Source organism: Parasphingomonas puruogangriensis (genome assembly GCF_036663635.1).
In the GTDB taxonomy this organism is placed as follows: domain Bacteria; phylum Pseudomonadota; class Alphaproteobacteria; order Sphingomonadales; family Sphingomonadaceae; genus Sphingomonas.
In genome coordinates this window covers 1,068,582-1,091,161 of sequence record NZ_JAXOJI010000001.1, presented here as the reverse complement: position 1 = coordinate 1,091,161, position 22,580 = coordinate 1,068,582, and the positions used below count along the sequence as shown (strand labels likewise).

At 62.4% G+C, this 22,580-nt stretch carries 19 protein-coding genes; 6 read left to right on the top strand and 13 right to left on the bottom strand.

The window, feature by feature from the left end:
- Nucleotides 1-118: 118 nt before the first annotated feature.
- The 5 genes from chlG to U1739_RS05365 are packed head-to-tail and all read left to right on the top strand — an operon-like array spanning nucleotide 119 to nucleotide 4,239.
- Entirely contained in the window at nucleotides 119-1,027 is a 909-nt protein-coding gene (gene chlG / locus U1739_RS05385; RefSeq protein ID WP_332704707.1) for a chlorophyll synthase ChlG, read from the top strand.
- Nucleotides 1,024-2,337, top strand: a complete 1,314-nt coding sequence (locus tag U1739_RS05380) for a BCD family MFS transporter (RefSeq protein WP_332704705.1) — start codon at nucleotides 1,024-1,026, stop codon at nucleotides 2,335-2,337. The genes chlG and U1739_RS05380 overlap by 4 nt, the downstream gene beginning before the upstream one ends.
- On the top strand, nucleotides 2,334-3,518 hold the full coding sequence (locus U1739_RS05375; RefSeq protein ID WP_332704703.1) for a geranylgeranyl diphosphate reductase: 1,185 nt from the start codon (nucleotides 2,334-2,336) through the stop codon (nucleotides 3,516-3,518). The genes U1739_RS05380 and U1739_RS05375 overlap by 4 nt, the downstream gene beginning before the upstream one ends.
- A complete protein-coding gene (locus U1739_RS05370) occupies nucleotides 3,518-4,000 on the top strand; it encodes a TspO/MBR family protein (RefSeq protein WP_332704701.1) in 483 nt (160 codons plus the stop codon). Before U1739_RS05375 ends, U1739_RS05370 begins: the two co-directional genes overlap by 1 nt.
- Before the next feature lie 35 nt (nucleotides 4,001-4,035).
- Nucleotides 4,036-4,239: a hypothetical protein gene (locus U1739_RS05365; RefSeq protein WP_332704699.1), complete on the top strand. Its 204-nt coding sequence runs from the start codon at nucleotides 4,036-4,038 to the stop codon at nucleotides 4,237-4,239.
- Nucleotides 4,240-4,270: 31 nt separating this feature from the next.
- Here the strand turns inward: U1739_RS05365 and U1739_RS05360 are convergent, their stop codons facing one another.
- From U1739_RS05360 to U1739_RS05320, 9 genes are all read right to left on the bottom strand, one after another.
- Nucleotides 4,271-4,807, bottom strand: coding sequence for a c-type cytochrome (locus U1739_RS05360; RefSeq protein ID WP_332704697.1), 537 nt, complete (start codon nucleotides 4,805-4,807; stop codon nucleotides 4,271-4,273).
- Nucleotides 4,808-4,929: 122 nt separating this feature from the next.
- A complete protein-coding gene (locus tag U1739_RS05355) occupies nucleotides 4,930-5,949 on the bottom strand; it encodes a glycoside hydrolase family 43 protein (RefSeq protein WP_332704695.1) in 1,020 nt (339 codons plus the stop codon).
- Nucleotide 5,950: 1 nt separating this feature from the next.
- The gene (locus tag U1739_RS05350) at nucleotides 5,951-6,889 is read right to left on the bottom strand and encodes a glycoside hydrolase family protein (protein ID WP_332704693.1); all 939 of its coding nucleotides are present in this window, start codon (nucleotides 6,887-6,889) and stop codon (nucleotides 5,951-5,953) included.
- Nucleotides 6,890-6,967: 78 nt separating this feature from the next.
- A complete protein-coding gene (locus tag U1739_RS05345) occupies nucleotides 6,968-8,128 on the bottom strand; it encodes a glycoside hydrolase 5 family protein (RefSeq protein WP_332704690.1) in 1,161 nt (386 codons plus the stop codon).
- A 23-nt stretch (nucleotides 8,129-8,151) separates the two neighbouring features.
- Nucleotides 8,152-9,297, bottom strand: coding sequence for an aldose epimerase family protein (locus tag U1739_RS05340; protein WP_332704688.1), 1,146 nt, complete (start codon nucleotides 9,295-9,297; stop codon nucleotides 8,152-8,154).
- A 47-nt stretch (nucleotides 9,298-9,344) separates the two neighbouring features.
- On the bottom strand, nucleotides 9,345-10,295 hold the full coding sequence (locus U1739_RS05335; protein ID WP_332704686.1) for a family 43 glycosylhydrolase: 951 nt from the start codon (nucleotides 10,293-10,295) through the stop codon (nucleotides 9,345-9,347).
- The gene (locus U1739_RS05330; RefSeq protein ID WP_332704684.1) at nucleotides 10,292-10,858 is read right to left on the bottom strand and encodes a hypothetical protein; all 567 of its coding nucleotides are present in this window, start codon (nucleotides 10,856-10,858) and stop codon (nucleotides 10,292-10,294) included. Before U1739_RS05330 ends, U1739_RS05335 begins: the two co-directional genes overlap by 4 nt.
- A 14-nt stretch (nucleotides 10,859-10,872) precedes the next feature.
- The gene (locus tag U1739_RS05325) at nucleotides 10,873-13,680 is read right to left on the bottom strand and encodes a TonB-dependent receptor (RefSeq protein ID WP_332704682.1); all 2,808 of its coding nucleotides are present in this window, start codon (nucleotides 13,678-13,680) and stop codon (nucleotides 10,873-10,875) included.
- Nucleotides 13,681-14,224: 544 nt separating this feature from the next.
- Nucleotides 14,225-14,611, bottom strand: coding sequence for a VOC family protein (locus tag U1739_RS05320; protein ID WP_332704680.1), 387 nt, complete (start codon nucleotides 14,609-14,611; stop codon nucleotides 14,225-14,227).
- A gap of 497 nt (nucleotides 14,612-15,108) precedes the next feature.
- Between U1739_RS05320 and U1739_RS05315 the strand changes: the two genes are divergently transcribed.
- Nucleotides 15,109-16,686, top strand: coding sequence for a putative bifunctional diguanylate cyclase/phosphodiesterase (locus tag U1739_RS05315; RefSeq protein ID WP_332704678.1), 1,578 nt, complete (start codon nucleotides 15,109-15,111; stop codon nucleotides 16,684-16,686).
- Between the two features lie 39 nt (nucleotides 16,687-16,725).
- On the opposite strand, the gene U1739_RS05310 is transcribed toward U1739_RS05315, so the two are convergent.
- The 4 genes from U1739_RS05310 to U1739_RS05295 form a co-directional block, all read right to left on the bottom strand.
- On the bottom strand, nucleotides 16,726-16,911 hold the full coding sequence (locus U1739_RS05310; RefSeq protein WP_332704676.1) for a hypothetical protein: 186 nt from the start codon (nucleotides 16,909-16,911) through the stop codon (nucleotides 16,726-16,728).
- A 132-nt stretch (nucleotides 16,912-17,043) separates the two neighbouring features.
- On the bottom strand, nucleotides 17,044-19,398 hold the full coding sequence (locus U1739_RS05305; RefSeq protein WP_332704674.1) for an ATP-binding protein: 2,355 nt from the start codon (nucleotides 19,396-19,398) through the stop codon (nucleotides 17,044-17,046).
- 553 nt (nucleotides 19,399-19,951) lie between these two features.
- On the bottom strand, nucleotides 19,952-20,962 hold the full coding sequence (locus U1739_RS05300; protein WP_443025492.1) for an IS110 family RNA-guided transposase: 1,011 nt from the start codon (nucleotides 20,960-20,962) through the stop codon (nucleotides 19,952-19,954).
- A gap of 972 nt (nucleotides 20,963-21,934) precedes the next feature.
- A complete protein-coding gene (locus U1739_RS05295; RefSeq protein ID WP_332704672.1) occupies nucleotides 21,935-22,369 on the bottom strand; it encodes a hypothetical protein in 435 nt (144 codons plus the stop codon).
- Between the last annotated feature and the right edge of the window lie 211 nt (nucleotides 22,370-22,580).

The following is a 22,580-nucleotide window of genomic DNA, read 5'->3' as shown; positions in this document are numbered from 1 at the left end:
GTCCCTAGCAGCGTTCCTAGCACAGGTGGCCGCGCGCTTTCACAATCCATGTCAGCAACGCGTCAACGATCGTCAATTCCATTTGACGCTTGCTACTGTCCTATCCTAGCCTCCGCTCATGGATCGGTTGACTTTCCCCGGTATCGCCACCCCGCTGCCCGCGGCGCGCGATGTCCTGGAACTGCTCAAGCCGGTCACCTGGTTTCCGCCGATCTGGGCGTTCATGTGCGGCGTCGTCTCCTCGGGCGTGCCGATCGCGGAGCGTTGGCCGTTCCTCGTCGCCGGCGTGCTGCTCACCGGGCCGCTGGTGTGCGGCACCAGCCAAGCGGTCAACGATTGGTTCGATCGCCATGTCGATGCGATCAACGAACCCAACCGGCCGATCCCCTCGGGGCGGATCGCCGGCCATTGGGGCCTATGGATCGCGATCGCCGGCACCGCGCTGTCGCTGCTCGTCGCCTGGGCGACCGGGCCGCTGGTGCTCGCTGCCACCTGTCTCGGCCTGCTCTGTGCCTGGGGCTACAGCGCCCCACCGTTCCGCTTCAAGGTCAGCGGCATTTGGGGCCCGGCGGTGGTCGCACTGACCTATGAAGGCCTGACCTGGTTTACGGGCGCCACGCTGATGGCCGGCGCGCTGCCGGGCACGGATATCCTGCTGATCCTTGCGCTCTACAGTGTCGGCGCGCACGGCATCATGACGCTCAACGATTTCAAGGCGGTCGAGGGCGATCGCGCCATGGGGCTGCGCTCGCTGCCGGTAACGCTGGGCGTGGGCCCCGCGGCGCAGGTAGCCTGTGTGGTAATGGCAGCGCCGCAAGTCGCGGTAATCGCTTTGCTCGTGTCATGGGGCCACCTGCTCGTCGCGGGCATCATCGCCGCGCTGCTGCTCGGGCAAATCGTGCTGATGCGCCGGCTGCTCAGCGATCCGCTGCGCCATACGCCGTGGTACAACGCCACCGGCACCAGCCTGTACGTGCTCGGCATGCTGGCCTCGGCGTTTGGGCTCGGCGGCGTGGGCGGTTTGTGAGCGCCGCGCCGCTCGGCTGGCTCGGCATCGTCCGGCTCGGGCTGGTGCAGAGCGCGATCGGCGCAATCGTGATGCTCGCGACGTCCTTGCTCAATCGCGTGATGGTGGTGGAATATGCGCTGCCCGCGGCGCTGCCGGCGGGGCTGGTGGCGTGGCATTATGCCGTGCAATTGACGCGGCCGGCCTGGGGCCACGGCTCGGATCGCGGGCGGCGGCGGACGCCGTGGATCGTACTCGGCATGGGCACGCTGGCGCTCGGGGCGTTGCTGGCGGTCGATGCGCTGGCCTTTCTCGCCGCGCGCTCGGTCGCCGGGGTGCTGCTTGCCATCCTCGCTTTCGCGATGATCGGTGCAGGCGTCGGCGCAGCAGGCACCTCGCTGCTCGCTTTGCTCGCCACCCGCGTCGCGCCGCAACGCCGTGCGGCGGCGGCGGCGATCACCTGGATCATGATGGTGGCCGGCATCGCCGTCACGGCAGGCGTGGCCGGCGCGCTGATCGAGCCCTTTTCGCTGCAGCGGCTGGCAATCGTTGCCGGCGGTGTCGCCGGCGCCGCGTTCGTTGTTGCGATGCTGGCGCTATGGGGTGTCGAAGGGCGGCGGCCGGTCGCGGTGCCGGTGCGCGATAGTCATCCCCTATCGTTTGGTGCGGCCGTGCGCGAGATGCGCGCCGATCCCGAGGCGCGCCGCTTCACCCTGTTCGTGTTCCTGTCGATGCTGGCCTATTCGATGCAGGATCTGATCCTCGAACCGTTTGCCGGGCTGCTGTTCGCCTATACTCCTGGCCAGTCGACCCAACTCTCCGGGCTGCAGCATGGCGGCGTGCTCGCCGGCATGATCCTGGCCGGCATCGGCGGTAGCGCATTCGGCGGCGGCCAGGCTGGCCGCTTACGGCACTGGATCGTTGCCGGCTGTATCGGCTCGGCCGGCGCGCTGGTGGGGCTGGCGCTCGCCGCACGCGCCGGGCCGGATTGGCCGCTGGCCTTCAATATCGTGTTGCTCGGCTTTGCCAACGGCGTGTTCGCGGTAGCAGCGATTGGCACGATGATGGGTCTGGCAGGAGCAGGCAAGGGTGGTCGCGAAGGTATCCGCATGGGCGTATGGGGCGCGGCGCAGGCGATCGCCTTCGGTCTGGGCGGGTTGATCGGCGCCATTGGGGTCGACGTCGGACGTGCGCTGATCGGCTCGACCAGTCTGACCTTCACTGCCGTGTTCGGGATCGAGGCGCTGCTGTTCCTGCTTGCCGCGGCCTTGGCGCTGCGCGCGCCACCGCCTGGATATCAGGCGGTTTCCGCTCGCGAGGCGGCGGCATGACGTTCGACTGCGTGGTGGTCGGCGGCGGCCCGGCCGGTGCTACGGCGGCAACCGAGCTGGCGCGCGCCGGGCGTGCGGTGCTGCTGCTCGATCGCGGCGGGCGGATCAAACCGTGCGGTGGCGCGATCCCACCGCGGCTGATCCGCGATTTCGCCATTCCCGATCATCTGATCGTCGGGCGGGCGATCGCGGCGCGGATGATCGCGCCATCGGATCGCGCGGTGGACATGCCGGTCGATCCCAGCGGCGCGGGCGGTTATGTCGGCATGGTCGACCGCGAGACGTTCGACGAATGGCTGCGTGACCGTGCGGCAGCGGCCGGCGCCGAGCGCCGCACCGGCACCGTCGACCGGATCGAGCGCGACGCCGATGGCTGCGCGCTAGTCTGCTATACCGATCCGGACGGCGGCGTCGAACACCGTGTCCGCGCGCGCAGCGTGATCGGTGCCGACGGCGCCCGCTCGCGCATCGCGCGCAGCGCCTTGCCGGATAGCGGCCCCACCCCTTGCGTGTTCGCTTACCACGAAGTGATCCGTGCGCCCGCGGCGCATAGCGGGTTCGATCCCGGCCGCTGCGACGTGTTCTACCAAGCCGCTTTGTCGCCCGATTTCTACGCCTGGATTTTTCCCCACGGCGACACCGCCAGCGTCGGCGTGGGCAGCGCCGAGAAGGGGTTCCAATTGCGCCACGCGACTGCCCGGCTGCGTGCCCGTACCGGGCTTGATCGCTGCGAGACGCTGCGCCGCGAAGGTGCGCCGATCCCGCTTCGTCCGCTCGCCAGGTGGGACAATGGCCGCGACATTCTCGTCACCGGCGACGCCGCCGGGGTGGTCGCGCCGGCCTCGGGTGAAGGGATCTATTATGCGATGGTTTCGGCCCGCCATACCGCCGAGGCGGTGGCGGTATTCCTTACGACGGGCAATCCCAAGGCGCTGGCTCAGGCGCGCAAACGCTTCATGCGCAACCATAGGCTGGTGTTCGAAATCCTTGGGATCATGCAATATTTTTGGTATCGCAATGATCGGCGCCGCGAGCGTTTCGTGGCGATGTGCGCGGACCCCGATGTGCAGCATCTCACCTGGCACGCTTATATGAACAAGCAGCTGATCTACGCCCGGCCGCTGGCTTATGCGCGCATCTTCTTCAAAGACCTACGCCACTTGATACAGAGCGCTGCGTGATGGGCAGAGTATGGATCTTCCCCGTGTTCATTGCCGCGATGCTGGCGGGCAGCGTCGCCTTGCTCGGCGCGACGATCACCGACACCGGCGCCTGGTACCAGGCCTTGGTTAAGCCAAGTTGGGCGCCGCCTGACGCCGCTTATGGCGTGGCCTGGACCGCGATCTACGCCTTCACCGCGCTGGCCGGCGTGACCGGCTGGCTGGGCTTGCAGTCATGGCGCGCGCGCGAATGGCTGCTTGGGCTGTTCGCGCTGAATGGCTTCCTCAATATCCTGTGGAGCCTGTTGTTTTTCCGTCTGCACCGTCCGGACTGGGCGGCGATCGAGGTCGTCGCGCTGTGGCTGTCGGTTGCAGTGCTGGCGGCAGTGGCGGGGCGCGGTTCGCGCGTGTCGGCGGCGCTGCTGTTGCCGTATCTGCTCTGGGTTGCGTTTGCCGGTTATCTCAACTGGACAATCGTCCAACTCAATGGGCCGTTCGGCTGAACTGGCTGTTCGCCAGCGGCCATGCCGTCGATATCGTGCTGCTGGTGATCGCCGGCGAATTTGCCTGGCTGGTCAGTAGGGGGTGGCGGGTGAGTGAGGCGTTGCTCCGGCTCGCCCCTGGCGCGCTGATCCTGCTCGCGCTACGCGCGGCACTCATCGGGCTCGACTGGCGCTGGATCGCGCTACCGCTATTGCTGTCGTTCCCTATCCATCTCGCCGATCTCAGGATCAGGCGATGACCCGGCGACCGCTGCCGCCGGGCCGGCTCGATCAGGAAGAATTGGCCTGCAGATAGGCGATCACGTCGGCGCGTTTCTGCGGATCCGGGAAGCCGGGGAAGATCATCTTGGTGCCCGGGACGATGCGCTGCGGACCTTCAAGATATTGGAACAATTTTTCGGGCGTCCAGGTGATCCCGCTATTCTTGTTGGCCGGCGAATAGCTAAACCCGGGGATAATCCCGGCCTTGCGCCCGACGACGGCGTGCAGCGACGGCCCGATCTTGTTCACGCCGGCCTCAACCGAATGGCACGTCTGGCACGTAATGAACGCCACCTTGCCCTTAGCGGCGTCCCCCGTATAGGCGGCCAGCTTCACCCCGGTCAGCGTATCGGTATTGTCGGCAGCCGGCGCGGCAGCAGCGGGGGCAGGGGCGGGAGTGGTGGCGGCGGCGACCTCGGTTTCGGTAGTGGTTTCGCTGGTGGTTTGCTCCTCCGGCGCCTTCTTCGAGCAAGCGGCCAGCGCCACCGCGATAGCCGCAACGCATAATGCCTGCTGGCCGAACCGAGTTTTCGATCGCCATTCCATGTCGGAAATCCTCTCGCTTAATGGTTTACCGATACCGTTATCTTGTCGGCACCTAGTGTCCAATAATCCTTACGCCGTAGACTATCCAGTAAAATCACGCGCATGCCGTCAGTCCGGCAAGCTCAGCGCTGTGGCGCAGGCAATCGCGTCGCAGTGCCGATCGGGCGAGCGAATATCGGCTGGCCGTCTCTGGTCCAGGTCACCCGTTGGATATGCGGGGAACGCTGCGCTGTACATTTCATGCCAGGGCCGGGATTGGCATGATAGACGATCCAGGTCTCGCGGCCGTTACGAGACGTGAAAAAGCCGTTGTGCCCGGGGGCGTAAACGCCCTGGTCGGCCGCCTTGGCGACCACCGGGCGGGGCGATTTGGTCCAGGCGCGCGCGTCGAGCGGATCGCTGCCGGCAGGCGCGTGCAATTGCCCGATGGCATAGTCGTCGGACCAACAGGCGCTGGCGGAATAGGTCAGGAACAGATCACCCTTGGGACCGCGCAGAAATTCGGGACCTTCCAGGATCTGCCGGCCACCCTGGCGTTCCCAGGCGAAATCGGGCCGTGCGATGATCGTTTCTGCTCCTGACAGCGTCCAGGGATCGGCCATTTCGGCAATCGCCAGCACACTGTCCGGCCCGACATAGGGCGAATACACGAAGTAGCGCTTGCCCGCCTGGACGAACGTCGTGCCGTCGATGCCGGTATGCGCCGTCTTCAGCCGACCGCGATCGGTCCACGTTCCGCGGGTCGGATCGGCGCTGCCATTTTCCAGGACGAAAATGCCGCGATGCGCATCATCGTCATGCCCGCTCTCGGCGGCGGTGTAATAGATATACCATTTGCCCTCGATCCGGTGAAGTTCCGGCGCCCAGATCGATTGCGCGTTCGGGCCGGTCCTGGGCGGAGTCCAGACGGTGATCTCGGCGGCATCGGCGAGACGCGTCAGATCGCTGGTCTTTCGGATCGCCAGCCGGTTGCCGAGTGTGTGCATGTAATAATAGGTCGCGCCCTCCCGCACGATCCACGGATCTGGGCCGGACGGCAGCAACGGGTTGGTGAACGTGCGCGGCTCGGCCGGTGCGGCACCGACACTAGCGGCGATCGCGCACGCGCCGAGCGCGGCGCAAGCGAAGCGTATGACGATCATTCTATTGCTCCGGAAAGGCGGCAACGATCGCATCATATTGCTGACGCGAAATGCCGATCATCGATCCGTGGCGCGTACCGGCGGGCATTTCGTAGCGGTTCCATTCTGGCACGCCGCTATTGCCGGACACCTGATACCACGGGCCTTGCAACGTCCGCGCGGTCGACAGGCCATAGCTCGTGCCGGCATATTGCTCGTAATAAAGCAGCCAATCCTTGGCGTTGGGCGCGCGAATGATCGTCGGCGCTTCGCGAAAGTTGGGGCTGAGCGGCGGGCCGGGCAGGGGATAGGGGCCGAGCAGCTTGCCAGCGCAGCTGACGCGGATCGTCTTGCCGGTCGGCCAGTCGTAGGACGGGTAGCGCTCGTCCTTGATCACCACACAGTAACCGCCGCGTTCATTGGGCTGCACGATCGTGTCGATCGTGGCCATGTCCCAGGCGAACAGCCGGCGTGGCGGCTGGGCGAAGTTCTTGAGGTCATGCGACTGGACGTAGAGCGTGCGCTGGCTGCCCCAATAGCGTTCGGGATCCTGCGCGTCGCCGTCCAGATTAGGCGTGTGCCAGGTCAGCAGAAATTGACGCGATGGCACATCGTAAAAAACCTTGGGGGCGCCGATCCGCGGTAAGGTGTGCGGGTGCCCGGGGATATTCTTCAGCTCGGGCCGATAGGTGCCGAATGCTGTCCAGCGCAGCAGATCGTCCGACACCCAGAAGCGGATCAGCGGGTCATCGTCCCCCTTGTTGCCGACCAGGTAATAACGTCCGTCCCCGCCACGGGCGATCGAGGCATGGCCGTGATAATCGGCGGAGACCGGCTTGCCGTGGTTCAGCCGGGTCCAGTGCAACCCGTCGAGACTGACCGAATAATAGAGCTCGCCATAATGCTCCTTGGTCATGTGTGCGAAGAGGTACGCCTTGGCCGGATCTACATAAGGCGTCACCGGACCGCCCGGGGCCTGCGCCGCTGACGTTCCCGCCAACGACGCCAGTATCAGGCCCAAAACGGTCCGGCGCACCGATCAGCGCCGCTTGCGTGGCGTCGGTGCGATTGGCGCGGCCGGCGGCACGACACCTTTGGGCGCGGTGGCGAGGCGGCGGATCAGATCGGTCTCCGCCTTGCGATAGGGCGTCCCGTCATTGCGGAATACCTCGTGGAACCAGATCGTCGGCTCGGTCATCGTGTACGGCTTCTGCCAGCTGTCCCAGGGTAGCCGCGTCTGCGTGCGGCCGTCGACGAAGCCCCAGTTCATCATCGCGACATTGTAGCGCTTGGCGATCGGCAGCGAGCCGTCGAAAGTCGAGCCGTTACCGCGCGCCATATATTCGGTGCACAGGATCGGCCGGCCGTATGGCAGCAACTGCTTGATCCGGCCTTCGAACGTCTCGGGCCAGTTGTAATCGTGGAAGGTGATGACGTCCGACTGCGCGAGCTGCAGCTTTTCCATCGCCGAGCCCTTGCCGCCGGGCGTCCAATCGTCGCCCAGCCACACGCCGGAGGTGATCGGTTGGCTGGGTTCGGCATCGCGCGCCCAGTTGAACACCTGCGCCAACATCGCGCGGACCAACGGCTCCTTGCCCTCTTGTCCCTTATACTGGTCGGCGCCGTTATCCGGCTCGTTCCACACGTCCCAACCCAGAATACGATCGTCGTTGGCGAACGCACCGATCACACCCTGCACATAGGCCTTATAGCCCGGATAACGGCTGCGATCGCGCAAACCGGGCAGGCCGGGGCCCTGCACCCAGCCCGAATTGTGCACGCCCGGGATCGGGGGGTGCTGCGGCCCAAGCTTGGGGTCAGGATCCCAGCAACTGTCGAACAGCACGAACAGCGGCTTGATGTTGTGACGCTGCGCGATGGTCAGGAATTCGGCGATGCGGCGCTTGAAGCCTTCCGGATCCTGCTGCCACAATTGATCATGCAGAAACACGCGCATCGTGTTCATGCCGATGCCTTGAGCCAAGTTCAGCTCGTAATCGATGCGCTTGGGATCCCAGGTCGCTTCCTGCCACATTTCGAGCTGGTTGATGGCATTGGCCGGCGTGTAATTGGCGCCGACCAGCCAGGGCTGCTTGGCATACCAGCCATTGGCCTGCGCTTCGCTCCAGCGGCCGCGCGCTTCGGCGGGGCTGGCGACGACGGCCGCGGTGGCGAGCAACGCGGTGAGGAATAGTTTCATCTTGGGTCTCCCGGTTCGGTCGATCAGCGCTGCACGGTCAGCTTGTAGACGATCGTATTATTGTAGGTCTGGCCGGGATTCAGCCGCACCGACGGGAAGTTGGGCTGGTTCGGCGCATCCGGGAACAGCTGCGGCTCCATCACGATGGCGTCGCCCATGCGATAAATCTGGCCCTTCTTGCCGGTAATCGTGCCGTTGAAGAAGTTGCCCGAATAGAATTGCAGGCCAGGCTGGTTCGACCACAGCTCATAGCCACGCCCCGACACGGGTTCGACGACGCGCGCCATCAGATGCGTGGTCGGAGTCACCGCGCTGCCGATCACCCAATTATGATCATAGCCACGACCATAAGCGATTTGCGGATCGCGCGCGTCGCGCACGCGGTCACCGATCGCGCGCGGCTTGCGGAAATCGAATACCGTGCCGGCCACCGGCAGGTTCACGCCGGTGGGGATCGCGGTCGCATCGGTCGGCGTGTACAGCGCGGCCGGGATCGTTACGACATGCCCCATCGCGCCGCGCGGGCTGCCGACACCGGCCAGGTTCCAATAAGCATGGTTGGAGATGTTGACGACGGTCGGCTTGTCGGTGGTCGCGCGATATTCGATCGTCAGCTGGTTCTTATCGTCGAGCGAATAGGTCGCGAAGGTCGTTACCGTGCCGGGATAGCCCATATCGCCATCGGGGCTGACATAGCGCAACGTGACGGAAGCGGCCGGCCCGCTCTTCACGTCGGTGACCTCCCACAGCACCTTGTCGAAGCCTTTGGTGCCGCCGTGCAGCGAATTAGGGCCGTCATTGGTCGGTGTGCGGTAGGTCTTGCCGTCGAGCGTGAAGCGGCCCTTGGCGATGCGATTGGCGACGCGACCGACCGTCGCGCCGAAGAATTCCGGCTTGGCCAGATAGCCTTCGAGCGTATCGTAGCCGATCTGAACATCCTCCACCTTGCCGCGCTTGTCGGGCATCAGCAGCGCCTGCAGCGAGGCGCCGAGCGCGATCACCGTGGCGGAAACGCCGCGGCGGTTGGTCAGCGTTACCGCCGGTACGTCGCGACCATCGGGCATCGTGCCGAAGCTCGACCGCTGGGCGCTGGCGGCGTCGGCCGGGCTGGCGGCGATGCCGCTTGCGATGGCGGCAAAAGCGGTCGCGGCGAGTAACGTGCGATTCATGGAATACCCTCTCAGTGTAATTTTGCTGCCGCTCTAGCGCCTGGCGCTCAATCCGTCATCCGGATCGGCAGGATCGTCCCGTCGGCGGCATAAGACAGGCGGTCGACCGCCACTTGCCGTTCGCCGGTGAACGGTGCGCCGCCCTTGGGATTTTCCCAACGGTGATAGACGATCAGCCACTCGCCGGTCTTGGGATCCTGCACGAAGCTGTGATGCCCGGGGCCCTTATGCTTCTTGTCGCTGGTCAGGATCGCGCCACGATATTGCCACGGCCCGACCGGCGAGGTGGAAGTGGCGTAACGCACCGAATAATCCGGTCCGTTGAAGCGGCCGTGGCTGTAGGACAGATAATAGATGCCGCCCCGCTCGTGCATGAACGCGCCTTCGGTAAATTCGGGCGGCGTCGCAACGGCAATCTCGCGATCGATCGTGACCATGTCCGGCGTCAGTTGGAACACGCGCAACTTGGCGCCCGCGCTGCCGCCGGCATACATATACGCCTTGCCCGATTTGGCATCGACATAGGTCATCGGGTCGATCGCTTCGAAGCCGCGCCCGTCCTTGACCAATTCGCCGGTCAGCAGCGGCTTGCCGCTATCGACATACGGTCCCTCGGGACGCGACGCCACCGCCACGCCGATCCGGCTTGGCGTCGGATTCTGCGGGCCGACGGAGTAATAGAGATACCATTTGCCGTCTTTGGTGGCGACGCCGGGGGCCCACAGGAAATGCTCCTTGGCGCCGTCATCGGCGATCCATTTGATGCTGTCGCGCCGGATCAGCTCGCCACGGCTGCGCCAATGCTTGCGATCCTTGGACGAGAAGGCGCCGAAGCGATCCGCCGCCCAGCTGCCGCCGGGGCCGCCGGTCGGGAAGACCCACAATTCACCATCGATATAGGCGGCGTGCGGATCGGCGCCCTGAAATTGCGGATTGTCGGCCAGGGCCGCGGTGCTGGCCGCCAGAGCGAGGCCGGCAGCGAGCAGGAAGCGTTTCATTGACCATAATCCAGGATGAAGACGGGGCCGATATCGATCACCTGCTTGGCGCAGGCGAGATGGAAGGCAGCGTTGAGCCCGCCGGCGGGATAGGCGCGATCGGCCTTGCCGCTCAGCTTGTACATTTTCCATTCGGGCGTGACGTCGAACGGCTGGTCGAACAGAGCGCGCACCACCGGCGTTGCCTCGAGCTGTACGCGGCAAAGCTTGCCCGGTGCATTGTCCTGCGTCTTTTGCGCGCGGGCCCAGAAAGCGACGACCAGGCGATCGCCTTCCTTGACCGGCTTGAGCGTCGGTGTGATCGCGCCGATCCGCCCGAACTCTAGCGTCGGGCTGCTGATCTGGATGCGCAGCGCCTTGCCGAACTGGACCGTCTTGTCCGAGCGGGCCACGGGCGCAATGGGCTGGCCGTAGGGGCGCAGCGCTTCCGCCCGCGGATCATTGATCAGGCGCTGGGCAAACAGGGCCTCGGCGGATTGCGCAGATGGCGCCGCCTCTTGCCCGGCGGCCGCGATCACGGGTGCGGCCAGAGCCGCCGCACCCAACACAACGAGAAGCTTCATGCCTGTCCTCCCAATCAGAAGCGGAACCGCACACCGAGCGAATAGGCACGCTCGAGATAGATCGTCTGCCGCGCAAAGCTGTCACCGGTGTCGTACTGGCGCGAGCGCTGCAACGGGTTCCCGAGGAGATTGATAATGTCGAATGCGACGGTGATGTTTGGCACTGGCGTGATCGAGGTAGAGAAATCGACTTGGCCACGGCCCTTTTCCACGGTCGGATGGTTGATGGGATCGAACGTCTCGAACGTGTACGCCGTGACGAAATCGGAGCGGTAATTGTACGCCACCCGCGCCGAGAACTTTGGCCGCTCGTACAAAGCAACGACGTTATAGGTCCATTTAGACACGCCGAGGAATGGGCGCGATCCCGGATTCAGGTCTTCCTTGGCGTTATTATAGGTGCCGTTTGCCTGCAGACCGAATCCCTTAGCCCAGTCCGGCAGCCCATCGATGTCGAGGAAGCTAGTGAAGGTCAGCTCCGCGCCCTGCAACCGGACATTGCCTAGGTTGTACGGCCGATCAATGCGGAGACCGGCAACGGAGCGATCCGGGTTGTTCGCCACGAACCCTTGCGCGTCGTGGCGGAAGATTGCCGCGGTAAGCGAACCGGTCCGCGAAAAGTAATATTCCAGGCTTGCATCGTAATTGTCGGATGTCAGCGGCTTCAAGTCCGGATTGCCCGCCGAACCACCGCGACGCAAACGCTCCACACAAGCTTCCGAGGCCGCGTTTTCAGGACGGAGGCAAGGATCCTCAGGTGCAAGGTTGACCGGCTGACCGAGCGACGTATTCGGACGAAGGTCGAAGAAGCTCGGCCTCGTGCGCGTTTGGGTGTAGGCAAGGCGCAGTTGCAGCTTGTCGCTCAGCGCAATCCGCGCGCTGACGTTAGGCAAATAATCGGTATATTCGCTATCGGCCGAGACGGCAGGGAAATCCAGTATTTCGCTTCCGTCAGGATTTAAGCCCAAGACAATACGCGAGAAGCCGTCGATCCGTGTCTTGGTTTTTACGGCGCGCAGACCGACCACACCGTCGATAACGGTATCGCCCATGTCGAAACCGTATTTCAGCTGCGCATAGGCGGCGTAAGATTTTTCGTTGGCGCGGAAATTGTCGCTTGGCGTAAACGCCACGGTGCCCGCGGGTGCGCCGAAGCGGCCGCGCAAGTCGACCAGATTGTCGCGGATGCTGTCGCGGGTGATCGCCGCAAAGGTCTGATAGGGCAGCGCATTATTGTACGTAAAGCCGGGCAGCGTGGCCCTTACGTCCGCTCCGGGGAGCGAACTCAGCAAGATGTTAGCGCCTTCGTTGTTGAAATAGGAATTGCCGAAATCCCGTGCGGCGTCACGGTTGGCGTAGCGAATGCCGACCTGCAGCCGCTTCAGGAATCCCATGTCGAGATCGTAGGAAAGGTCGGTACGCGCCTGCCAATCCTTGCCGCTCACCACCAGCAGTTCCTGATACAGTCCGCGGCTGATATAGTTGGCGGGATCAGCGACGTTGAAATCGACAAAACTCTGCGACGCGCCGCCGTCCTTGGATGCATCAAACTGCACATTGCGCACCGGTGTTTTATTCATCGCGAAATCGACGTTTACGCGATCTGCCGTGTACTTGCTGTCGGTATAGGCCACATCCGCCGAAATTTCGAGCCGATCATGCTTCCAGATCGCGCCGCCACCAGCCTGATAAGTGTCGGTCTTGCCGTCGAACGAGCTACTATAACCGTCAGGCCGCGGCGCGCCGCTGACGGTAGCGCTCGAAATTTGATCGGTGCCAGGGATCGTCGTCACGTTGGTGAGTGTGATGCCACCGAAGATCGGCATGAACATGTACCGATTATAGTCTTTCGAGCGGAACCCTTGATACAAGCCATCAGCATAGATTTCGAGTTCGGGCGTCGGCTTCCATTGAAACGCAGCGTTGGCTGACGGGCGGTAACGCGCGCCATAACCGAGGAAAATGCCCTGCGCGTCGGGGAAGCGCAGCCCCGCCGGTTGGCCCGGCGCATTGTTGGCGATGGTGCCGTCGCCATTGACCTGGTTGGTACGGGCGATGACCACCGATTGTTCGCGCGTCGAATCCATGAAGTTGATGCCGACATAGGAGGCGTTGAGCAGCAGGCCCATCTCACCGATGCCGGTATCCCAGCGGTTGCTGATCAGCAGGTTGCCGTTGGGCACGATTTTCTCGGACTGCTGCGACAGCACGGCATTGGCCGAGCCGGAGAGCTCGAAGCCGGCAAAGTCGAACGGCTTGCGCCCGCGCACGTTGATCGCGCCGGCGATGCCGCCCTCGATCTGCGGTGCGAGCCCCGATTTATACACTTCCAGCGCCGCGACGGTGCCGGCGGGGAAATCCTGGATCTGCACGTAACGGCCCTCGGCCGTGAAGATCTGCCGGCCGTTATAGGTCGTGGTCAGATCGGGCAGGCCGCGCACCGTGACGCCGGCCGATTCGCCGCCGCCGCGCGTGACGGCAACACCGGCAACACGCTGCAACGCCGAGGAAGCGAACGTGTCAGGCAGCTTGCCGATATCCTCGGCGACGATGGCATCGACGATGCCGTCGGACAGGCGCTTAATGTTTTGGGCGGACTGCAGACTGCGGCGGAAACCGGTGACGACGATGTCGTCGCCTTCTTCCGGACTGTCCTGCACGGATGGCTGCGGCGCGGTCGGGCTGGCGCCCTGATCCGACGCGGTGACCGGCTTTGGCGCTTCCTGCACATCGGTTTCTGGCGCGGTTTGTGCGGCCAGCGGCGTTAGTCCGACAATTGCACAGACTGCGACCGAAGTGCGAAGCAACGCTTTGGCTTTCATGTATCCGTCCCCTTTATATACGCTCGTCGGTTTTCCGACTGGCCATTTCGTGCTGCTAGGACGATTGTAACGGGACGGCAATACTATTTGTCGGATAAGACGGCTTGTTTCTGCGACGAAATATGCGCGGTCGCCGATAAGGTCGCTAGTGGGGCATTTTGGCCGCACCCTCGGCTACTATCGGCTGGGCGGGCGGCCTTTGCAGGATGCAAACGGCACAGGCTTGCAAGGCGGGCTGCTGCCTGAAATGGGACAAGCGATCGAGCGACTGTGGAACCTGAGATCAACTAGTCCGGCGCAAGTGTCATTCAGGTGGATGTTGCTGACGATGGCTGCCGGCAGCAGCCTGGTGACCCCTACGGGATTAGTGGACCGCTTCTAACTACTTGATATAATTTAATAAAACGGTCAATTTTTACGATTGATGCCATCAAAGATACCATCACATTGCTGGGATTTTATGATCCGTCTTGAGGCGACAATAGTGAAACCGGGGGAAGCAGCTTCCGCTGAGTTCGGGGGCTGCTAAGACCGATTCTGGCCGCTAGCAGTCGGTGCGTACGAGCTGGATCAAATCCCAGCGATTGCCATACAGATCTTCGAACACTGCCACAATACCATAAGGCTCCCGTCGCGGTGCCTCGATGAAGTGGATGCCCAGCCTCGTGTAGGCGAGATGATCGCGTTCGAAATCGTCCGTCTCCAGGAACAGAAATACTCGGCCGCCGCTCTGATCGCCAACCGCTTGCCGCTGCGTATCGTCGGCAGCACGGGCGAGCAGTAGGCCGGTCGCCGCTCCGTGCGGGGCTACGACCACCCACCGCTTCTCGACCGTCAGCGGCCTATTGTCGCGTAGCTCGAACCCGAGCTTGCCGACATAGAACGAAATCGCCTCATCATAATCGTGGACGAGCAGGGCGGTCAGGCTCAAGTGTTGCGACATCCGCTCCTTTTGGAGGAGTTTGAGCGGTTTACCAATGGCGGCTACTGGCCGTTAGCAGCCGGTCGGCAGGCCCGCCGCCCAGGAGGTCGGAGCATCATGGGATGTGTGGGGCACCCGACATTAATCATCTCCGGATTGGGGCCGATACCGGCACTCCGGACGGCGGTAGATCGAGACGGGCCACCCGACACGATCGGGATTGCCTGCGGGCCGAATCGGCTCCTTCGGGCAAAACGACCGGACCTCGGGATGCCTGTAAAACGCCGATTGCTTCGACCGATCAGCAGTGAGCGCTGTTATGGAGATCAGGAGACTGCCGGGATATTATTCACCGCAACCGCGACTGGCTTGATTGCCGATAGCGCTACGAACGGTCCCGCCCGGAGCTGGCCGAACCCAAGGCAAGCCAGGGTAGGATTTGGCCGTTCACGATACCTTAGGACTAAAATAGCATAGTAAGCGTCTGCGTCCTGAAGGGCCACACGATGAAGTATGTCGGGCCAAGTAATCTGATCAATCCAAGGGAACTTGCGGCCTGCCTCGGTGCGGCTGTAGCCCTCGGCCTTATGTTCGACAGAATGAACGCGTTTGAACAGTTAGTCGCGTTCATGGCTCGACACGAACACTGGCAATTAGACGAGATTTTCTTCGTCGTGTTTTTTGCTGGTATCGGCGCGTTGATGCTCGCTCTGCGAAGCGGCCGCGCTTTAGCCGAAGAAATGGGCCGCCGGGAGACGGCTGAGGCACACGCGATGTCCCTGGCGCGGCACGATCCACTGACAGGGTTAGCCAATCGACGGGTATTGCACGAGGAGCTGCCCGCAATGCTCAAGGAAGCGAACGGCACAGCGAGTGAATGCTCGGTTTTGATGATCGATCTCGATCATTTCAAACCCATCAACGACATGTACGGTCACGAGATTGGCGATGCGGTCCTTGTGGAGGTAGCGTCTCGGTTGCAGCGTGCCGCAGGCGCCTGCGGATTGGCCGCACGGGTTGGCGGGGACGAGTTCGTGCTGGCCGTCTTACATCACCCCGGCACAACCGAACCGGCGCGGATAGCAACTCAGGCAATCCGAGCGTTAAGCGCGCCGTATGAGATCGGTGGTCGCACCCTTGAATTGGGAGCGTCAATTGGGATAGCGCGCGCACCAATCGACGCGGTCCAAGGCGACGATCTTTTGCGGGTGGCCGACATGGCAATGTACGCTGCCAAGCGAGCTGGTAAAGGCAGCCATTGCTTCTTTCATGCCGAGATGGACGATCGCTTGCGCGCGCGCGCCTCAATGGAGGCGGATTTGCGGGAGGGAGTCCTCAAGGGCGAAATCACGCCCTATTTTCAGCCCGTGGTCTCCCTCGCGAATAACCGGATAGTCGGGTTCGAAGCCCTTGCGCGCTGGCATCACCCCACGCGGGGCATGGTTACTCCCGACGATTTTATCCCGATCGTGGAGGAAATGGGACTTATCGACGAACTGTCACACGTCATGTTGCGCCAAAGCTGCATCGCAGCCAGAGACTGGCATTCGGACATCTCACTTTCTATCAACATCTCCCCGTGCCAGCTTAAGGACGCTTGGTTCTCGGCACGATTGCTGGCAATCCTCCATGATATGCGATTTCCGCCGCGGCGGTTGATCATAGAAGTGACTGAAAACGCCATCATTGAAGACATAGCGAAGACCGCCATAGCATTCGCATCATTACAGAATGTTGGCATTCGGATCGCGCTCGACGATTTCGGTAAGGGCTATTCGAGCCTGTCCCACTTGCGCGAACTGCACTTCGATCACCTTAAAATCGACAGCTCGTTCGTCCGATCGATGGATACGGTGGAGAGCCGGAAAATTGTCAGCGCGGTGGTGGGCTTGGGTAAAGCGCTTTGCATGCCCGTGACCGCGGAAGGCGTTGAAACCCCCGAGGTAGCGGACATCCTTCGCGCACTCGGGTGCCAGCACGCCCAGGGCTACCTGTTCGGGCGGCCTGAGGCTGCGACTTTGACGGCTCACCGGTTTGGAACCGCTTGCGAGCTAACTTCCGCCGTGGTGCGCAGCGTCGCCTGACCCGCTGGGATCGCCCGTCCCAAGGCGGCAATAGAACCGCTAGTTACCGCTACGCGCTCGAATTTTCTGGCCTTGAGCTTTCACCGCTGCATGAAGCAGGCGATCGGATGTCAGAGCAGCGGCCTCTGCCGTCAAAATCACATCGATCCCGTCAGGGCCATTCACGTGAACATCGCTCTGCCGCGCATCTACGTGGGATGCCTCGTCGTAAACCTGATCGTTCATATGATCCTCCTGCAACCTCAACGCGCACTCGGAAAATAGGTGCCGGCTAGCTGAGCACGACAACCGCAGCTCCGCTCGAGTGTCGTTGCTGCTTGTTTACGTCGGTTGGCATGGCGCTAGTACCGGGACTGGCTAGGCCGCCTTCTTGAGCTGTAGGAGCATAAGTCGCACGCGTTCGCTCCGTTCGTCGGGGCCCCATGTGCGCAGACTGTCTTCCATGATGGAGGCCTGCTCGCCCAACGCGCCTTCGCCAAACATTCCGGCGGTCCCGGCCAGCTTGTGAAGCTGTTCGATGACATCCTCTATTTCGGCATCGGGCACATCTCCGGGACGCACCAGCGCCGCGACAGCAGCCAGGGTCGTATCGCGCCGTTCGACATAGCGATCGTGCAGCCGGGACGGCACGCTGCTTTTCGGCGTTGCTGGCGGCGTCTGGGAAACGGTGTCGGGCCGGCACCACCGGGCGAGGGCCGCCTTCAGTTGATCGACACCCACCGGCTTTGCGAGATGTGCCTGCATGCCGGCGGCAATGCAGGACCGGACGTCATCGTGATAGGCGTTGGCGCTCAGCGCGACGATCGGGAGGTCGGCGGCGCCGAAGCCGGCGGCTCGAATGGCCGCCGTCGCCTCCAGCCCGCCCATGACGGGCATCTGCATATCCATCAGCACCATCTGGTAAGGCGTGCCATTCCCTGCCGCCGCTTGTACCCGCGCGATTGCCTCGACCCCGTTCTCGGCAAGGTCGGCGCGCACATTGAACGTCGCGAGGAGGTCCATCATGAACTCCTGGTTGATGTCGTGGTCCTCGACCAGAAGGATGTAGCGGGAAGTCGCCGCTTCGGATGGCTCTTGCAACGCTGGCTGCACTGGTTGGCTGGAGATGGTGGGTTTTTGCGCGGCCGGTGCGGAGATCGTGACCCGAAAAACGCTGCCCCGGCCTTCCTCGCTGGTGACCTCAATGTCGCCGCCCATCAGGACAACCAGCTTCTTGCTGATGGCAAGGCCAAGTCCCGTGCCGCCGAATTGGCGCGCAGTGGAAGTTTTTGCCTGCGAGAAATCCTCGAAGATTGCTGACAGCCGTGTGGCGGGAATGCCGATGCCGGTGTCAGTTATTTCCAGCACAAGCATTTCGGGCGTGCCCGGCACGGTCCTAACATGCAAGGCGACGCTGCCTGTGCTGGTGAACTTCAGCGCGTTGCCGAGCAGGTTGAGAAGAACCTGGCGGATCCGCAGACCATCCCCGGATACGTAATCGGGGACGTTGGGGTCGATCGAAAGGACGAGTTCCACCCCCTTTTCCAGCGCCAGTGGCTTCATCAGGCTCAGGGGGCCGTTCAGCACGTGACGGAGACTGATCGTCTCCGGGGCGATCGTCATCTGCCCGGCGTCAACCTTCGACAAGTCCAGGATGTCGTTCAGGAGGGACATCATCGCCTTGCCGGATTCGGCCACCAAGCTAGCCTGGCGTCGCTGCTGTTCCGTCAGGTCGCTGGCCAGCAGCAGTTCGGTAAAACCAATCACGGCATTCATCGGCGTGCGGATTTCGTGGCTCATATTGGCTAGGAAGCGTGACTTGGCCAGTGCTGCCGCCTCCGCCTGCTCGCGGGACCGATTGCGACCGGCCAGGGCCGCTGCGACGGTAAAACCGATGACGTAATTGACCCAAATGAACAGTTGAAGCAGTTGCAGATGCGCCGTCACGCCGCCTTTAGCGAGCGTGATCGGTCCGATTCCATGCAGCGTGAAGGCAATCGCCACCGTGCTGACAACGGCGATGATGACGACCGTGCCGAAGCTGCCGAGCCGGAACGCACCGAGCAGCACGAGCGGGCTGACGAGGAAGAGGATCGGGTAAGTCGACTGGGCAAATACCAGCGCCGTTCCGACGGCGGCTGCCATCATTGGAACGAGCCATTCGAGGCACCGGCGAAACGTGGGCACGTGCGCATCCGAACAGGCCTTCAACACCACCAGTGCGGTCGGCGCTCCGATCATTGTCCCTAGGCCGTGGGTAAGTACCCAGGACTTGAACATCGCTGAATAGGCGACACCGGTCTCGATGGAGAGTATGAGTGCGCCGGGCACGCCGGTCAGCACCGGCGCTATCAATCCGCATATCCCCCACAACCCGAGCAGCTTGCCGAGATCGGAGACATCGAACGCCTCGCCCAGCAACCGACGCAGCAATGTCCAGACGAGCAGTACGTCGGCGGCATTGGCCAGGCCCAGCAGCAGCGCCGCCGTCGGCGAGCGTCCCCCCAGCAGGCAGCCGAGCGTAATCCCCAAGAGCGTCGCGAACGTCAGCGGCACCGCATCTTCCCGCTTACGCAGGATGAGCGCGATGATGATACCATTGGGCAGCCACACCGCTGCGATCCCGCTGGTGCCGCGCGTGAAGGACAAGGCCGCCCAGGCCAGGATCGCCACCGCGATCGCCGCCGACACCACCTTGACCAGCCGCTTCGCGTTGGCACTCGGACTATGCATGCGGACCTCGCCAAGAAGCCTTGGTTGCGACTGTCCAAGCCACCGAATCGTCCGGACGAGCTACGTGCATCTCTCGCATGCGCTCGATCACAGAAGGCAAAGATGCAGCCACGCACACCCCATAAGGTGCGTTCGTTAACGAAACCTCAGACGCACTGGCGTTGTCATGGCAACTATCGCCTAAACCCGCCGTCTCCGAAAATCGATCGCTCTGAACGGCAGCTTCTCTATCGCGGATTGAGTCAATAGGCGCAGACTATCGTTCGTCGCCGCGAGAGCGTCGGGAGGTGTGGTCGGGACGTAGGGCCGGGTATCCGCGTGAATTCTCGTTTTCTGCCGAGCTGGAGGAAGTGCCACACGGGGTTCGTGCTTCTCTCCGGGGTCGGCGCGGAGCCGCCCCATGATGGGGTAAGAAAGAGCAGGGTGGATCAATCTAACGAGCGCCCCTGCCGTTGCAGGCGGGCTGCTGCCGTTACGATCTCACCCCACCTTCGTCCCGTGAGGACCTCTTGCTGCCGAGTCAGAACCGTTAAAGCTCCTGTTTGAGATTGTGTCAGGCGACCGCGGTACCGGGTTCGCTGCCCCAGCGGAAATCGGTGCCGTCCGTCCACATGCGGTGGAGAACGACGGCCAGGCGACGCGCGACGGCGACGATGGCGCGCCGCATGCCCCGGCGCTGTGCGACCTTCATCCCCCAGGCCTTGAGCCACGACCAATGCCGGCTCTGGGTCAGCAGGACCTGGGCCGCTTCGTACAGCATGGTTCGCAGCATGGCGTCGCCAGATTTGGAGATGCCGCCATCATAGTCGATCTCGCCCGATTGATAGCGCCGGGGTGTCAACCCGACATGGGCGCCGACCGCCCTGGAATGCAAAAATCGCTGCGGCTGGTCGATCGAGGCACGGTAGGTGAGCGCCACCACCGGGCCGACGCCGGGCGCGGTCATCAACCGTTTGCAGACGGGATCATGCCGGACCGTGTCGAGCAGCATCTTGTGGAGCGTGGCCAATTGCTGGCGCATCACCCGCCGCACCGTCAGCAACGGCTCGACGATCGCCGCCAGTCTGGGGAACCCCTCGACCAGGTGACGGATCCGAGCCTCATAGCCGATAGTGCTGACGACACCGACCTTGAGGCCGAAGTTGCGCAGCGTGCCGCGCATGTCGGACTCGATGTCGATCAGCTTGCGCTGGACGAGCTTCCGGCTCGTCAGCAGCATGCGCTGCTCCTGCGCCGCGAGCGTCTTCACATGCACCGGCTTGAACAGTCCGACCCGCATCATCTGGGCGATCCCGCGCGCATCGTTGCGGTCGGACTTGTTGATCTGCTGTGCCTGCAACAGCGCCTTCATATGCCGTGTCTCGACACAGATCACCGGGAGACCCGCCTCGCTTAGGCCGTTCACTAGCCACTGCGACAGCGGCCCGGCCTCGATGCCGACCCGCACGTAATCGCCACCGACCGACGTCAGCAGCACCGCAATGTCATCCGGCTCAGTCGGCACCTTGCGCTCGCACACGACCTTGCCGGTATCGTCCACTACGCACACCGACGTTTCCTTCACCGAAACGTCAGACCCACCAAATGCGCCATCGCCTTACTCCTTCCCTCGATGCACGAGGTCAGGTTGACCCCGATCCAGGCATCGTACGTGAAGGGGCTGCAATCTCATCTGCTGTCGAAATGCAGCCGCCGCGATACACCATCTAACCACCGCATATCGCCGTCACGACCTGTTGCGGCGATCAAGATGCTCGAAGCTGACCAGCCGCTAACGGGGAAAAGCAGCCAGGCAGAAAGCGCCCAATTCCCGACATTCGTTGTGCGGCTTATGGGTCTTGGGTAAGATCGGTAGATACGATCGCCCATCCACAAGATTCAAAAGCGGGAAACGTTGTATGAGAAATGGCTTTGCGGGTTTGACGGTTTCACTGCTAGTTGCCTACAGCGCGTCCGCTCAAACTCCTCCATCACCTTCCGATTTGTGGAAGTCTCAAGTCGATCTATTCGTCGCTTTGCCCCGACGGTTTCCTGCTGCAAACATATCTGACTTTGCGCGGGTAGTGTCTGAAAATGTAGAAGTTCAACGCGAAAACAAAGTCGTTTTCCGTACGCGAAAAGAATGGTTCGATGAACTACAGTCGTACAAACAAAGCTCCCCAAGTGCCCCTAAGGAGTTATCGGTAAGCAGGGATCAATACAGCTTGTTATCTGACGGTGGCGTGATGGTGAGAGAGTTCACCTATCCAATAGCTCCCACAGGGAAAACGGCCTTTTATCATCCGAATTACCCAGCTCGATATGTGACTTACTACGTCAATGCAGGTAAGCTATTCCGTGTAATATACGGCCCACAAATGACAAGCTATGCCGGCCTGTGCCAAGTGATAGAAAAAAAGCAGGGGTCATCGGCAGTTACCATCTCGTCAGCATGTAATTGAAACCGGCCATTCCGCTTTCCACCAGGTCGAGCCGTTCTCGCTGGCGTTCGCGTCGGATAGAAAGCGGTCCGGCCGGAGCCGCCCAGTTGCGGACCTTAGCGAGGGGACTGTCCGTAGCGTCGCTCGCCAGCCTGACGCATCTCGTCCAAACTCAGGTTAGGTCCGGGCCGTAGATAGGCTACCGCAAGTTCAGTGCTCGCCGGGCATCGCACCGGCTTCATGTGATCATCGGATATCAAAATATTGTAGCCACCTAAGTTGTTCTTGCGGAGCAACCAGATACCGTAGCGCGACTGCAAGTAAGTATGCTGGACAGAAAGCGCCGTCAGTGCTTTGCCCCGCCAATCACCCTCAATGGTCCGCTTTACTTGGAAATCCAAGAACCAAGGCCAGCGCATGATGATGCAATCATCGCATACAGGCGCTTCGCTTGGTATCTGTTCTACGATACGCGCATTGATCTTCACATCGTAGCAATCGGCGCTGGGAGTGCTGGACGCGGGTGCGACCATCACGAGTGCCGCGAACATTGAGCAGAGCCAAAGGTGCGAATCATGGATCATCGGCCGATGCTATGGGCAAGAGCGGCAGCTTTCCACCAGGTAGTGGCGTTCGGGACGACGATAGGTGGTGGAAATCTGACGGTATGCTTTTAGTTCAACGTCGCAAGAGGGGTCCATGAGCTTGGTTGCTCCTGTGGCCAGCTGATTGGCTTCGCTGCGCTATTGATCGTGCAGTTTG

Excerpts from the sequence above, each read along its gene's own strand:
- U1739_RS05295 (WP_332704672.1), bottom strand. The coding sequence starts at position 22,369 with ATGTTCGCGGCACTCGTGATGGTCGCACCCGCGTCCAGCACTCCCAGC.
- U1739_RS05325 (WP_332704682.1), bottom strand. The coding sequence starts at position 13,680 with ATGAAAGCCAAAGCGTTGCTTCGCACTTCGGTCGCAGTCTGTGCAATT.
- U1739_RS05370 (WP_332704701.1), top strand. The coding sequence starts at position 3,518 with ATGGGCAGAGTATGGATCTTCCCCGTGTTCATTGCCGCGATGCTGGCG.
- U1739_RS05375 (WP_332704703.1), top strand. The coding sequence starts at position 2,334 with ATGACGTTCGACTGCGTGGTGGTCGGCGGCGGCCCGGCCGGTGCTACG.
- U1739_RS05335 (WP_332704686.1), bottom strand. The coding sequence starts at position 10,295 with ATGAAACGCTTCCTGCTCGCTGCCGGCCTCGCTCTGGCGGCCAGCACC.
- U1739_RS05345 (WP_332704690.1), bottom strand. The coding sequence starts at position 8,128 with ATGAAACTATTCCTCACCGCGTTGCTCGCCACCGCGGCCGTCGTCGCC.
- U1739_RS05315 (WP_332704678.1), top strand. The coding sequence starts at position 15,109 with ATGAAGTATGTCGGGCCAAGTAATCTGATCAATCCAAGGGAACTTGCG.
- U1739_RS05355 (WP_332704695.1), bottom strand. The coding sequence starts at position 5,949 with ATGATCGTCATACGCTTCGCTTGCGCCGCGCTCGGCGCGTGCGCGATC.
- U1739_RS05305 (WP_332704674.1), bottom strand. The coding sequence starts at position 19,398 with ATGCATAGTCCGAGTGCCAACGCGAAGCGGCTGGTCAAGGTGGTGTCG.
- U1739_RS05340 (WP_332704688.1), bottom strand. The coding sequence starts at position 9,297 with ATGAATCGCACGTTACTCGCCGCGACCGCTTTTGCCGCCATCGCAAGC.
- U1739_RS05310 (WP_332704676.1), bottom strand. The coding sequence starts at position 16,911 with ATGAACGATCAGGTTTACGACGAGGCATCCCACGTAGATGCGCGGCAG.
- U1739_RS05330 (WP_332704684.1), bottom strand. The coding sequence starts at position 10,858 with ATGAAGCTTCTCGTTGTGTTGGGTGCGGCGGCTCTGGCCGCACCCGTG.
- chlG (WP_332704707.1), top strand. The coding sequence starts at position 119 with ATGGATCGGTTGACTTTCCCCGGTATCGCCACCCCGCTGCCCGCGGCG.
- U1739_RS05360 (WP_332704697.1), bottom strand. The coding sequence starts at position 4,807 with ATGGAATGGCGATCGAAAACTCGGTTCGGCCAGCAGGCATTATGCGTT.